The following is a 12,459-nucleotide window of genomic DNA, read 5'->3' as shown; positions in this document are numbered from 1 at the left end:
GGCACTGCTTGAGCCGGATCAAGAAAGGGTGAAATTCACCCAGCCCACGCGGCACAGCGCTTTGTCATGACTCAAGGGGGGCCTGTCCGCAGGCCTGTTTCGGCGGGTCGCCAGGCGTTGACCAGGGCCACCAGCGACAGCATCACCGGCACCTCCACCAGCACGCCGACCACGGTGGCCAGCGCCGCGCCCGAGTTCAAACCGAAGAGCGAAATGGCCACGGCCACTGCCAGTTCGAAGAAGTTGGAAGTACCGATCAGGCAGGCCGGGCCCGCCACGTTGTGCGGCAGCTGGAGCCATTTCGCGCCCCACCAGGTGATGAAGAAGATGCCGTAGCTCTGCAACACCAGCGGCACCGCGATGAGCAGAATCACCAGTGGCTGGCGCACGATGGTTTGTGCCTGAAAACCGAACAGCAGCACCACGGTGGCAATCAGGCCGATCACCGACCACGGCTTGAGCGCGGCCACAAACGAGCTCATCGCAGCAGGTCCGCGTTGCATCAGCCACTTGCGTGTGAGCATGCCGGCTGCCAGGGGCAGCACCACGTAGAGCACGGTGGACAGGAGCAGCGTTTCCCAGGGCACGGTCACGTTGGTCACTCCCAGCAAAAACGCCGCGATGGGCGCGAACGCCACCACCATGATGAGGTCGTTGATCGACACTTGCACCAGCGTGTAGCTCGCATCGCCTTTGACGAGCTGGCTCCACACGAAGACCATGGCCGTGCAGGGCGCCACGCCCAGCAAAATCATGCCGGCGATGTATTCGCTGGCCGACTGCGGATCGACCCAGGGCGCAAAGATGACCTGGAAGAACAGCACGCCGAGAGCGGCCATGGTGAAAGGCTTGATCAGCCAGTTGACCACCAGCGTGAGCAGCAGCCCTCGCGGCTTATTGCCCACATCGCGCACGGCGTGCCAGTCGATCTGGATCATCATGGGGTAAATCATCACCCAGATGAACACGGCCACGACCAGGTTGACCTGCGCGACCTCCATCGCAGCCACGGCCTGAAATCCGGCGGGTGCGAGCAGCCCCAGCCCCGCCCCGGCGGCGATCCCCAGCGCCACCCACAGCGTCAAGTAACGTTCAAAGAGTCCCATCAGGCTGAGACCCGTCCTATGCCGGTGAGCTCGTTTTTGAGTGCGTGCTTGTCGAGCTTGTGGATGGGCAGCACCGAGAGCAGGGCAATGCGCCGGTTCAGAACGATGAAACGGTCGTTGAACGCTCGCTGGATGGTCTCATCGCTGCCCTTGACCGCCGCAGGATCTTCAACGCCCCGGTGGGCCGACATGGGCTGCCCAGGCCACACCGGGCACATCTCGCCGGCCGCCTTGTCGCACACGGTTCGCACGAAGTCCATTCTGGAAAACCTTTCAGCAGGTGGTGCAGACAGCAACGGAGGCGGTCACCTCGCAGGGCTCACCCTGGCAGCAGTGGGCGGTGAGGAATTGCAGCAAGTCGTTCATGGTGCTGAACTCGGCGCGGTAGATCAGGTGGCGGCCGTTGCGCTCTTGTGAAACAAGACCCGCATGGCTGAGCTCCTTGAGGTGGAACGACAGCGCCGTGCCTGCCACGCCCAGCACTTCGGTGAGTTGGCCCGGTGTGAGGCCCAGAGGCCCTTGCGCCACCAGTGCGCGGAAGATGCGCAGGCGTGTTTCCTGCGCCAGGGCTCCGAGGGACTTGACGGCTTGGATTTCGTCCATGGGATGTCTTTCAGGCAGGTGTGTGTTGCAGGGGCGGGCGGATGGGCAGCTTGAGCGTGGCCAGCCAGCACGCGACCAGCATGAGCGCGGAGCCCAGCAGCGCATAGAGCAGGCCGCCCCACTGGTACAGCAGGCCCGAGAGCAGCGTGCCGCTGAAGCGGCCGAGTGCGTTGGCCGCGTAGTAAAAGCCCACGTCCTCGGCCGCTTTTTCCGAACCCGCGTAGGCCAGTACCAGGTAGGAGTGCACGGACGAGTTCACCGCGAACGCAAAGCCGAACACGCCCAGCCCACCCACCACCACCCAGGGCAGGTGCGGCACGTCCAGCGCCACCGCCACGGCCAGCGCCATGGGCACCAGCGCCAGCAAGGCCGACCACAGACGCGCGGCGGGTACCTCGGTGCTCAGGCCGTCGGTGCTGCGCTTCACAAAAGCGGGTGCCATGGCCTGCACTGCGCCGTAGCCGATGGTCCAGGCCGCCAGAAACGTGCCGACCATGGTGAAGGTCCAGCCCTGCGAGTACAGGTACACCGGCACGCCCACCACAAACCACACGTCACGCGCGCCAAACAGCACCACGCGTGCGGCGGCCAGCACATTCACGCCCGTGTTCTTGGCGAACAGTTCTTTCGCGGACCTGGACGCCTTGTTTTTGCCCATCATCTGTGGCAGCGCGCTCACCACACCCATCAGCACCAGCGCCAGCAGCGCCGCCATGGCCCACAGCGCGTGCTGAAAGCCCAGCATCTGCAGCAGCAGGCCGCCGAGGAAGAAGCCGACGCCCTTCATGGCGTTCTTGCTGCCGGTGAACCAGGCCACCCACTTGAAGAGCTGGCCCGAGCCCTGGTTTTTGGCCTGGTCGGCCGTGACCTTGATGGCCGACTTGCTGGCGGTCTTGGTGAGGTCTTTGGCCACACCGCAGATGCCTTGCGCCAGCACCACCCAGGCCACCGACATCGCCGCGCTCCAGCCCGGATCGAGGAAGGACAACACGGTGAATCCGACGATCTGCGTGACCAGTCCCACGGTGAGCATGCGTGTGATGCCATAGCGCGTGGCCAGCCAGCCACCGATGAAATTGGCCACGATGCCCGCCGCCTCGTACAGCAGAAACAGAAATGCGAGCGTGAACGGCGAATAGCCGAGTTGGTAGAAGTGCAGCAGCACCAGCATGCGCAGCGCGCCGTCGGTGAGCGTGAAGCCCCAGTAGGCGGCGGTGACGATGGCGTAGTTGCGTTCTGCTGTGTTCATGTGTGTGCGAGGGCTTCGACAGGCTCAGCCCGAACGGATATGGGCTCAGCCCGAGCGGATGTGGATCCGGCTCGTGCGGTGTGGTCAGATGCCGACGCTGTGCATGTGGCAGGCCAGGTCGACCATGCGGCAGGCGTAGCCCATCTCGTTGTCGTACCAGGCGTAGACCTTGAGCAGCGTGCCGTCGGTGACCATGGTGGACGGCGCGTCCACGATGCTCGACCGCGTGTCGCGTGCGTAATCGGCGCTCACCAGCGGGCGCGTCTCGTGACCCAGAATGCCGGCCAGCGGGCCCTGCGCCGCCGCGGCAAACAGGCCATTGACTTCGTCCACCGTGGTCTCGCGCTGCAGCTCGAACACGCAGTCGGTGAGCGAGGCGTTGAGCGCCGGCACGCGCACCGCGTGGCCGTTGAGCTTGCCCTTGAGTTCGGGGTAGATCAGCGCGATGGCGGTGGCGCTGCCGGTGGTTGTGGGCGCCAGGCTCATGAGCGCGCTGCGGGCGCGTCGCAGGTCCTTGTGCGGCGCGTCCACCACCAGGTTGGTGTTGGTCGGGTTGTGCAGCGTGGTGATCTGGCCGTGGCGGATGCCGATGGCTTCATGAACCACCTTCACAACCGGCGCCAGGCAGTTGGTGGTGCACGAGGCGGCGGTCACGATGCGGTCGCGCACGGGTTCGTAGAGCATGTGGTTCACGCCCACCACGACGTTGAGCACACCGCCCGTCTTCACCGGCGCGGCCACGATCACGCGCTTCGCGCCCCGGTCCAGGTGGCCCTGAATCGTCTCTGGCGTGAGGAACTTGCCGGTGCACTCCAGCACCAGGTCCACCCCCAGATCGCCCCAGGGAATGTCGCCTGGGGCGGCGTGAGAAGAGAACGACAAACGCTGCTGGTCGATGCGGATGCTGTCTTCACCCTCGGAGGCGATGTCGGCGCGCCATTTGCCCTGCACGCTGTCAAAGGCCAGCAGGTGGGCGGTGGCCGCAGCGCCACCCTTGAGTTCGTTGAGGTGCACCACTTGCAGCCGGTTGCCGGCGCGCGGGTCGGTGGCTTCGCGCTCGGCCGCGCCGAGGGCGGCGCGCAGGGCCAGGCGGCCGATGCGGCCCATGCCGTTGATGCCAACTTTCATGAAATGTCCTGTGGAGGGTGGGACGCAGAAGGGCGTCAAACTATTCAACGAGTGTTGAATTGTTGTGCGACTTCGTGACCGTTCTGTGACAGCGCCGCCGGCATCGTGGGCACCACCACCACCGGCGAGAAGCCGCCTCCCTCGGTGCGGAAGTTGGTGGTCTGGCCGGTCCAGGTGCGTGCGGCCAGGAGTTGCACGTCACCCCGGTAGGTGTAGGCCCGCAGGTCCAGCTTGAGCAGTTGGGTGCCGTCCTGAACCCGCACCAGGCGCTCGCTCGGTGGCACCAGGGCCTGGGCCACGTAGTCGCCCGCCAGGATCTCGCCCCACACGCGGCGCGTGAGCTTGTCGCCCCGGTAGGCCGCGCGCGCACCAAACCCGGCGGCCGGCTTGAAGAACAAACCTCGGCGCCCGGCCCACAGCTCGTCTGCGTTGTGGGTGCCCACCCGTTGCGTGGCGGGCACCACGGCCTGCAGCAGGGCGCGGTCGGCCTCGCTCACGCCCCAGCGGGCGAGCAGATCGGTATCGGAGAGGGCAATGAGGTTGCGTTTGTCGGCGTACAGGGCATGGGTGCGCGGGTGCGGTGTGAGCACCACTGCGCCGGCCTCATGAGCAAGCCGCAAGGCCTGGTGGGCCTCGTCTTGCAGGTAAAAGTCGGTCAGGCGGTTGTAGACCAGGTCCACCGGCGTGCCGGGTGGCAGGGCGGGGTGGTGCAGTGCGCCATCCCGCCACTGCAGATCGGCCGCGTCGGCCACCAGGGCGGTGAGGCCGTGCGCGGCGAACAGTTCGCGCACGAGCTCGAACTCGGGTGCCAGGTACTGCTGGTCGGGCGCATCGTCCACGATGAGCACGGTGCGCAGTGGTGCGTCGCCCCGCTGCAAGGCCCATTCCGAGCGGAACATGTCGACGAACACCGTGTCGATCGACTCCAGCGTGCCGCGTGGATCAACCACCTCGCCCATGGCGTTGCAGCAGGCGCTGTGCGCGCGGGCCAGGGCCGCGTTGAGCACCCCGCCGCCGGCGTTGCTGTTGATCTCTATCAACCGCGGACCCGTGCTGGTGAGGTGGAAGTCGTAGCCCATGAACACGCCCACCGGGCCGTGGTTGAGGGCGGCAATCGCTGGCGCCCGCGCCAACGCCTGGTCTTGCCAGGCGGGCAGGGCGATCACGCGCTCGATGGCCGCCACCGCCTGCCCGATGCGCTGTGCCATGGCGCTGTCGAGGAACACGGCGGTGGCCGAAAAGAGGTGGGGATGGCTCAGCGTCAGCCGCGCGGCCAGGCCGTCGAGCGCCGGGCCGGTTTCCAGCTGCTCGCGCAGGTGGGGCATGGACAGCGTCTGGCAGGCGCAGCCCAGGTTGAGGGTGTCGGCGAGGTTCATGGCTTTCAGGTGCCTTTCATATATTTCAATGATATTTGAAATAACAAGGGGTGGCCCTCCGCAGACCGTCATCAAAACTTCATGCGAGTGCCTTGTGAGGGTCATGACCGGTTTTCACACTGCCTGTTCATGACCACAACCTTCATCCCCCACGCCATTCCGCCAGAGACGGTCTTCGTCCCTGTACCGGCGCAGCCGGTTGCACACGGCATCGAGGTTTCCTGGGCCCGGCACCAGAGCGAAGTGCGCGAGGCACAGAAACTCCGGTTTGACGTGTTCTCCCGTGAGATGGGCGCCCGCCTGCCCAACACGCTGCCCGGCCATGACGTGGACCTCTTCGACGACTTCTGCGAACACCTGCTGGTGCGCGACAGCGCCACCCGGCAGGTGATCGGCACCTACCGCGTGCTCACGCCGGCCCAGGCCAAGCGTGTGGGCAGCACCTACAGCGACACCGAGTTCGACCTCACCCGCCTGCGTGGCGTGCGCGAGCGCATGGTGGAGCTTGGCCGCAGCTGCGTGCACCGCGATCACCGCCATGGCGGCGTGATCATGGCGCTGTGGGGCGCGCTGGCCGAATTCATGGTGCGCAACCAGCTCGACACCATGATCGGCTGCGCCAGCATCCCCATGCAGCACGAAGGCCCGCACGGCATGGTGGGTGGTGGTCACGCAGCGGCCAGCATCTGGCGCCAGGTGCGGCAGACGCACCTCGCGCCGATCGATTTTCACGTGCGCCCACGCCTGCCGTTGCCGGTGGAGCGGCTCGACGACACGCTGGACGTGGAGCCACCCGCGCTGATCAAGGGCTACCTGCGCCTGGGCGCCAAGGTGCTGGGCCCGCCGGCCTGGGACCCGGATTTCAATGCCGCCGACTTGCCCATGCTCATGCGCATCTCCGATCTGCCCGCGCGCTACCGCAAGCACTTCCTGGGGGCCTGATGCGCCCATGAAAATCCTGCTCGTCACCGACGCCTGGCTGCCGCAAGTCCATGGGCTGGTCTCCACCCTGGTGGAGCTGGTGCGCCAGTTGCAAGTCGGTGGCCACGAGGTGGTGGTGATACAGCCGGGGCAGTTCCGCACACGGCCTTGTCCGGGTTGTCCGGGGCTGGAGATCGCGCTGTTTCCCGGCGCTCGGCTGCGTTCGCTCATGGACGCCGCCGACCCCGATGCGATCCACATTGCCACCGAAGGCCCGTTGGGATGGGCGGCGCGGCGCCACTGCGTGCGGCGCGGTCTGCCGTTCACCACCGCGTTTCACAGTCGGTTTCCCGAGATGCTGCAAGCCGCATTCCGTTTGCCGCTGTCCTGGAGTTACGCGCTGCTGCGCTGGTTTCACCGGCCATCCGGCGGCGTGATGGTGCCCAACCAGGGCTTGCTCAACCGCCTGCAGGAGCGCGGTTTCGAGCGCCTGCGGCAGTGGACACCCGGCGTGGACACGCATCTGTTTGCGTTGACCGATCGAACCCGGTCCAGCGCTTCGCTCGGTCCCCTGGCCCACCCGGTCAGTCTGTACGTGGGGCGGCTCTCGGTCGAAAAAAACCTGGAGGCCTTCCTGTCGCTGGATGTGCCCGGCAGCAAGGTGGTGTGTGGTGACGGCCCGCTGGCATCGAGCCTGCGCGCGCGTTATCCCAATGTGCACTGGCTCGGCGAGTTGCCACGGCAAGAGCTGGTGCAGGTGTATGCCGCAGCCGACGTGTTCGTGTTTCCCGGTCGTGGAGAAACCCAGGGCAAGGCCATGCTGGAGGCCATGGCCTGTGGCGTGCCGGTGGCCGCCTACCCGGTGGACGGACCGCTGCATCTGGTGGGTGAAAGCCGCGCGGGCTCCTTGCGCGACGATTTGCGTGAGGCCTGGTACGAGGCCCTCAAGCTGCAGCGCCACGATGCACGCAACCGCGCATTGCTGTTGGGCTGGGGACGATCGGGTGCGCTGTTTCTGTCGCATCTGGTGATGCTGCCGAGGCACCGGCGGCAGCGCCTGCGTTCGGAATTTGCCGTGCACGGCCATGAGGGTGCTGGCATCACGAAGCTGTCACACAAACGTCATCCTGTCGTTGAATAATCGTCACAAGTCATGCGTTGATGGCCTTGCACACTGGGCTGGGTCCCGCGTGCCTGGGCACAGGGCAGGCGCAACTGGCGACAACAACAACATCAGACATGAGCGGCAACAACTCCAACAACAAGTTTCCCCTGCTGGACCGGGACCACAGCATCCTGGCCTTCAATGAACGTGTCATGGACTGGGCGCGTCGTCCCGACGTACCGTTGCTGGAACGCCTGCGTTACCTCAGCATCGTCTCCAGCAACCTCGACGAGTTCTTCGAGGTGCGCGTCGCACCCCACCTGACGGCCGCGCAGGCCAACGAGCAGCGCGGCCAGTACACCGCGCAGACTTTCGAGAAGCTGTCCGAAGAAATCCACACGCTCGTGGCGCAGCAGTACGCCATCTACAACGACGAATTGCTGCCGCTGCTGGAGAAAAAGGGCATCAAGCTCATCTCGCACGGTGAGCGCAACGCGCGCCAGCGCCGTTGGGTCAAGGAGTTCTTCGTCAAGGAAGTGCAACCCCTGCTGATGCCGGTGGGGCTGGACCCGGCGCACCCGTTTCCCCAGGTGGCCAACAAGTCGCTCAACTTCATCGTGCGCCTGGCTGGCAAGGACGCCTTCGGACGCGAAAACGAGATCGCCATCGTCAAGGTGCCGCGCATCCTGCCGCGCTTTTTCAGCATGCCGCCCGTCAAGGGCTCCAAGCAGACGCACTTCGTCTCCATCTCCAGCCTGATCCGCTCTCACCTGGGCGACCTGTTCCCGGGTCGCCAGGTCACCGAGTTTTCCCAGTTCCGCGTCACGCGCCATTCCGATCTTGCGGTGGACGAGGAAGAGGTGAAGAACCTGCGCACCGCGCTGCGCAAGGGCCTGCAGCAGCGCCACTACGGGCAGGCCTTGCGCCTGGAAGTGTCGGCCGGGTGTTCGGAGTTTCTGTCGAATTTTTTGCTGGAGCAGTTTGTGCTGCCCCACAAGGCGCTGTACCGCGTGCCCGGGCCGGTGAACCTGGTCCGCCTGAACCAGCTGATCGACAAGGTCGACGCGCCCGCGCTGCGCTTCGACAACTACAACGCGGGCTGGCCGGCGCAGCTCACGCCCGGGCAGTCGTACTTCGAACGGCTGCAGCAGGGCGACGTGCTGATCCACCAGCCCTACGAGAGCTTCGATGCCGTACTGGCCTTCCTGCGCGAGGCGGTGGAAGACCCCGATGTGCTGGCGATCAAGCAGACCATCTACAGAACCGGTGCGAAGTCGGAGCTGATGAACCTGCTGCGCGAAGCGGTGCGCCGCGGCAAGGAAGTGACCGCCGTGGTGGAGCTCAAGGCCCGCTTCGACGAAGAGGCCAACATCAATTACGCCGAGCGGCTGGAGTCGGTGGGCGCGCAGGTGGTCTATGGGGTGGTGGGCCTCAAGACCCACGCCAAGATGCTGCTGGTGACCCGCCGTGAAGAGGCTGGACTCAAGCGCTATGCACACCTGTCCACCGGCAACTACAACCCGGGCACGGCCCGGCTCTACACCGACATCAGCTACCTCACGGCCGACGACGCGCTCACCGCCGACCTGGAGCAGATATTCCTGCACCTGGCCAGCCAGAACCGCCTGCCCAAACTCAACAAGGCGCTGATCGCACCGTTTCACCTGCACAAGGCCATGCTCGACAAGCTGGACGCCGCGGGCGCCGCGGCCAAGGCTGGGCTGGAGGCACGCGTGATCGTGAAGATGAATGCGCTGACCGACGAGCAACTTGCCCGAGCGCTGGCCACGGCATCGCAGCAGGGCGTGAAGATCGACCTCATCATCCGCGGCGCCTGCATCCTGCCGGCGCAGGTGCCGGGTTTCACCGACAACGTGCGCGTGCGCTCGGTCATCGGGCGCCTGCTGGAGCATTCCAGGGTGTTCTATTTCCGCACGGGAGAGTCGGAAGAACTGTGGCTCTCCAGTGCCGACTGGATGAACCGCAACATGCTGCGCCGCATCGAACTGGCCTGGCCCGTGACCGACCATGCGCTGCGCCACCGCATCATGGACGAGTGCCTGTCGGCCTACCTGCACGACACCAAGGACGCCTGGCTGCTGCAGCCCGATGGCCGCTATGTGCCGGCCAGCATCACTGGCAGTGGTCGCGCCCGCTCGGTGATGCATTCGGCGCAGGCCAGCTTGATGGCGCGCTACGGCAGCAAGGGATAGGGATGCTCGGCACGATGGACCTCATCCTGTGGCGGCACGCCGAAGCGCATGAGCATCCCGATCTCCTGACCGGGGTGCCTGGCGACGCCCGGGATCTGGCCCGACGCCTCACCCCGCGCGGCGAGAAGCAGGCCGCGCGCATGGCCGCCTGGCTGGACCGGCAGTTGCCCGAAGGCGCGCGCGTCTGGAGCAGCCCGGCTTTGCGGTGCGAGCAGACCACACTGGCCCTGGGCCGCAAGTTCAAGATGCGCGAAGAGCTGTTGCCCGAGGGCGACCCGCTGGCCCTGCTGGAACTGGTGCAGTGGCCAAACGGCAAGTCGCCTGTGGTGGTTGTCGGTCACCAGCCCACGCTGGGCCGGGTGATTGCGCGCTTGCTCAACCTGGCCGAGGACGACTGCTCGGTGAAGAAGGGAGCGCTGTGGTGGCTGCGCCATCGCGAACGTGCCAATGGCAGCCAGACCGTGGTGGTCACGGTTCAGACCCCTGAACTGATCTGAGCGACATCCGCAGCGGTGCCCCGGGTAGGCTTCAGGCGGCCACAGCCTTCTTGGCGGGAGCGGCTTTTTTCACAGCGGGCTTGGCAGCGACTTTTTTCGCGGCGGCTGGAGCGGCAGTCTTGCTGGCGGGGTTGGCCAATGGCTTGGCCGGTGCCTTGGGCGCCACCTTGACGGCGGTCTTCACGGCTACCTTGACGGCTGGCTTGCTCGCTGGGTTCTTCGCGGCTTCGGGCTTCTTGTCGGCGCCGGTGGGGCGGCCGGTCTTGAGCGTGGGCACGGCGGACAGCGCAGCCTTGTAGGCGGCGTCGTTGAGGCCTTGCAGGGCCATGAGTCCAGCGCGCAGCAACTCGCTCTTCTTCACGCTGGTGCCCAGCGCGATGGCGCGGGTTTTCAGCGTTTCAATGGCGGCGAACTCCGCCTTGGGGATGGTGAAGCTGTCGCGCACGAGCTTGGGTTTCTTGTTGCTCTGACTGGCCATGAATGCACTCCGTTGGTCGATAAAAAGGAGAGCAGTATAAACCGTATAAATCGTTTATACGGTTGTGGCAGCAGTGTGACGGCAGTGTGACGGTGCGACGTCAACGGATGTCGGCGGTGAACTTCCACGCCGACTTTTGCCAGGCCACGACCTCTTCGCCCAGCAACCATGCCGATTGTGGGTAGCGCTTGGCCCAGCCAGGGTTGGTGGCCAGCTTGAAGGCGCGTGGCTTGTAACTCAGCTTGACCGACTCGTGCTCGGGCATCTGGCGTGCGTGGCACAACAACACCGCCAGGCGCAGGGCCATGAGTTGTTTGGCAAAGAGCTCGTCCTGCAATGTGTCTTCGAGCTTTCGAAGCTTGCCTCGCTGGCCCAGCACCAGCTGGCTCATGCGGTGCAGTTCGGGCAGCGAGAAACCGCGTGCATCCACGTTGTCCAGGATGTAGGCGCCATGGTGGTGCGAGCGTTCGTGGGAAATGTGGGTGCCGATCTCGTGCAGCCGAGCGGCCCAGGCCAGTTTCTGCGAGTAACGTTCGTTCTGCGCGTCCAGCGCGGCAATTTGTGAAAAGAGGGCGGTGCTCACCGTGCTGACGCGCTTGCCTTGGGCCTCATCGGCCGAGAAGCGGTGGGTCAGCCAGTTCACGGTGCGCTCGCGCACGTCGCCACCATCGGTGTCGCGGTCGATCAGGTCGTACAGCGCGCCGTGGCGCAGCGCGCCCTGGGCGGGCAGCATCTGCTCGATGCCGAACAAATCAAAGATGGCGCGCAGCACGCTCAGGCCACCGCCGATCACCGGGCGTCGGTCGTCCTTCAGGCCTTCGAGGCGCAACTGGTCGACATTGCCCGCCTTGATCATGCGATCGGTGAGCCAGTCGAGCCCCGCCCGGGTGACCACGCCGGAGGCCCAGCCGTTGGCGGCCAGCATGTCGGCCACCGCGCCCACCGTGCCCGAGGAACCGTAGGCCACGGTCCAGTCGGCGGGGGGGAATCGGTCCAGAGCCTCGTCGATCACCGCCTTGGCCGCCACTTCAGCAGTCTTGAAGGCGGCGGCGGTGAGCTGGCCACGCGGGAAATAGCGGGTGGACCAGGCCACGCTGCCCAGGCGGTACGACTCCATGGTGCGGGCCGAATAACCCTGGCCCAGGATCATCTCGGTCGAGCGCCCCCCGATGTCGACCACCAGGCGTTTTTCGTCTGAATGCGGCAGCAGGCGCGAGACGCCCTGGTAGATCAGGCGCGCCTCCTCGTAGCCAGACACCACGTCGATCGGAAAACCCAGGATGGCCTGGGCCTGGCGCACGAATTCGTCGCGGTTCTTCGCCTCGCGCAGGGTCTGGGTGGCCACGGCGCGCACCTGCTGTCGCTTGAAGCCGTGCAGCCGCTCGGCAAACCGGGCCAGGCATTCCCAGCCACGCTCCATGGCCGCCTGGCTGAGGTTTTTTTCCTCGTCCAGCCCGTTGCCCTGGCGCACGGTCTCCTTGAGGTATTCGATGCGCTCGATGTGGCCCGAGTGGTAACGGCCGATTTCCAGCCGGAAACTGTTGGAGCCGAGGTCGATGGCGGCGAGGAGGGTTCCGTTTTGCATGCGAAGGGGGAGCGGCGAGCCAGAACGGCTCAGGGACGGCTCCGGGAGAGCGGGGGAGGGGGGAGGTTGGGGCGAGCCCGGATTGTGACGCATGCCCGGGCCATGGCCATGGGTTTGTGAGTGCGTCACGGCAGGCTTTGTGACATTCGTGAGATGTCATGTAGATGTCACATTGCCTGCCTAAAGTCGCCTGTGTTC

12 protein-coding genes are annotated in these 12,459 nt (G+C 65.7%); 4 read left to right on the top strand and 8 right to left on the bottom strand.

The annotated features are described in order from the left end of the window. Positions 1 to 71: 71 nt before the first annotated feature. From arsB to F9Z44_RS11625, 6 genes are all read right to left on the bottom strand, one after another. On the bottom strand, positions 72 to 1,106 hold the full coding sequence (arsB, locus tag F9Z44_RS11650; RefSeq protein ID WP_159606303.1) for an ACR3 family arsenite efflux transporter: 1,035 nt from the start codon (positions 1,104 to 1,106) through the stop codon (positions 72 to 74). Beyond that, the gene (locus F9Z44_RS11645) at positions 1,106 to 1,366 is read right to left on the bottom strand and encodes a hypothetical protein (protein WP_159606301.1); all 261 of its coding nucleotides are present in this window, start codon (positions 1,364 to 1,366) and stop codon (positions 1,106 to 1,108) included. The genes arsB and F9Z44_RS11645 overlap by 1 nt, the downstream gene beginning before the upstream one ends. A 13-nt stretch (positions 1,367 to 1,379) precedes the next feature. Further along, positions 1,380 to 1,709 (bottom strand): ArsR/SmtB family transcription factor, encoded by a 330-nt coding sequence (locus F9Z44_RS11640; protein WP_159606299.1) that lies wholly within the window; start codon positions 1,707 to 1,709, stop codon positions 1,380 to 1,382. 10 nt (positions 1,710 to 1,719) lie between these two features. Further along, positions 1,720 to 2,958, bottom strand: coding sequence for an organoarsenical effux MFS transporter ArsJ (gene arsJ, locus F9Z44_RS11635; protein WP_159606297.1), 1,239 nt, complete (start codon positions 2,956 to 2,958; stop codon positions 1,720 to 1,722). Between the two features lie 84 nt (positions 2,959 to 3,042). Further along, positions 3,043 to 4,086, bottom strand: coding sequence for an ArsJ-associated glyceraldehyde-3-phosphate dehydrogenase (locus F9Z44_RS11630; RefSeq protein WP_159606295.1), 1,044 nt, complete (start codon positions 4,084 to 4,086; stop codon positions 3,043 to 3,045). Between the two features lie 44 nt (positions 4,087 to 4,130). Continuing rightward, positions 4,131 to 5,462, bottom strand: a complete 1,332-nt coding sequence (locus tag F9Z44_RS11625; RefSeq protein WP_159606293.1) for a hypothetical protein — start codon at positions 5,460 to 5,462, stop codon at positions 4,131 to 4,133. Between the two features lie 129 nt (positions 5,463 to 5,591). Here F9Z44_RS11625 and F9Z44_RS11620 point away from each other — a divergent pair, with 129 nt between their 5' ends. From F9Z44_RS11620 to F9Z44_RS11605, 4 genes are all read left to right on the top strand, one after another. Beyond that, positions 5,592 to 6,404, top strand: coding sequence for a GNAT family N-acetyltransferase (locus F9Z44_RS11620; RefSeq protein ID WP_159606291.1), 813 nt, complete (start codon positions 5,592 to 5,594; stop codon positions 6,402 to 6,404). A 7-nt stretch (positions 6,405 to 6,411) separates the two neighbouring features. After that, complete coding sequence (locus F9Z44_RS11615) at positions 6,412 to 7,524, top strand: glycosyltransferase family 4 protein (RefSeq protein WP_159606288.1); 1,113 nt, start codon at positions 6,412 to 6,414, stop codon at positions 7,522 to 7,524. Positions 7,525 to 7,622: 98 nt separating this feature from the next. Then, a complete protein-coding gene (ppk1, locus tag F9Z44_RS11610) occupies positions 7,623 to 9,701 on the top strand; it encodes a polyphosphate kinase 1 (protein ID WP_159606286.1) in 2,079 nt (692 codons plus the stop codon). Positions 9,702 to 9,715: 14 nt separating this feature from the next. Beyond that, entirely contained in the window at positions 9,716 to 10,198 is a 483-nt protein-coding gene (locus F9Z44_RS11605; protein ID WP_159608685.1) for a SixA phosphatase family protein, read from the top strand. A 31-nt stretch (positions 10,199 to 10,229) separates the two neighbouring features. Here the strand turns inward: F9Z44_RS11605 and F9Z44_RS23240 are convergent, their stop codons facing one another. Beyond that, entirely contained in the window at positions 10,230 to 10,676 is a 447-nt protein-coding gene (locus F9Z44_RS23240; protein ID WP_159606284.1) for a hypothetical protein, read from the bottom strand. A gap of 100 nt (positions 10,677 to 10,776) precedes the next feature. After that, positions 10,777 to 12,261, bottom strand: a complete 1,485-nt coding sequence (gene ppx / locus F9Z44_RS11595) for an exopolyphosphatase (protein ID WP_159606282.1) — start codon at positions 12,259 to 12,261, stop codon at positions 10,777 to 10,779. Between the last annotated feature and the right edge of the window lie 198 nt (positions 12,262 to 12,459).

This window comes from Hydrogenophaga sp. PBL-H3, from assembly GCF_010104355.1.
GTDB lineage: Bacteria > Pseudomonadota > Gammaproteobacteria > Burkholderiales > Burkholderiaceae_C > Hydrogenophaga.
The sequence above is the reverse complement of the archived record's forward strand: the minus strand, read 5'-3'. Positions and strand labels throughout refer to the sequence as shown.

Excerpts from the sequence above, each read along its gene's own strand:
- arsB (WP_159606303.1), bottom strand. The coding sequence starts at position 1,106 with ATGGGACTCTTTGAACGTTACTTGACGCTGTGGGTGGCGCTGGGGATC.
- F9Z44_RS11645 (WP_159606301.1), bottom strand. The coding sequence starts at position 1,366 with ATGGACTTCGTGCGAACCGTGTGCGACAAGGCGGCCGGCGAGATGTGC.
- F9Z44_RS11640 (WP_159606299.1), bottom strand. The coding sequence starts at position 1,709 with ATGGACGAAATCCAAGCCGTCAAGTCCCTCGGAGCCCTGGCGCAGGAA.
- arsJ (WP_159606297.1), bottom strand. The coding sequence starts at position 2,958 with ATGAACACAGCAGAACGCAACTACGCCATCGTCACCGCCGCCTACTGG.
- F9Z44_RS11630 (WP_159606295.1), bottom strand. The coding sequence starts at position 4,086 with ATGAAAGTTGGCATCAACGGCATGGGCCGCATCGGCCGCCTGGCCCTG.
- F9Z44_RS11625 (WP_159606293.1), bottom strand. The coding sequence starts at position 5,462 with ATGAACCTCGCCGACACCCTCAACCTGGGCTGCGCCTGCCAGACGCTG.
- F9Z44_RS11620 (WP_159606291.1), top strand. The coding sequence starts at position 5,592 with ATGACCACAACCTTCATCCCCCACGCCATTCCGCCAGAGACGGTCTTC.
- F9Z44_RS11615 (WP_159606288.1), top strand. The coding sequence starts at position 6,412 with ATGAAAATCCTGCTCGTCACCGACGCCTGGCTGCCGCAAGTCCATGGG.
- ppk1 (WP_159606286.1), top strand. The coding sequence starts at position 7,623 with ATGAGCGGCAACAACTCCAACAACAAGTTTCCCCTGCTGGACCGGGAC.
- F9Z44_RS11605 (WP_159608685.1), top strand. The coding sequence starts at position 9,716 with ATGGACCTCATCCTGTGGCGGCACGCCGAAGCGCATGAGCATCCCGAT.
- F9Z44_RS23240 (WP_159606284.1), bottom strand. The coding sequence starts at position 10,676 with ATGGCCAGTCAGAGCAACAAGAAACCCAAGCTCGTGCGCGACAGCTTC.
- ppx (WP_159606282.1), bottom strand. The coding sequence starts at position 12,261 with ATGCAAAACGGAACCCTCCTCGCCGCCATCGACCTCGGCTCCAACAGT.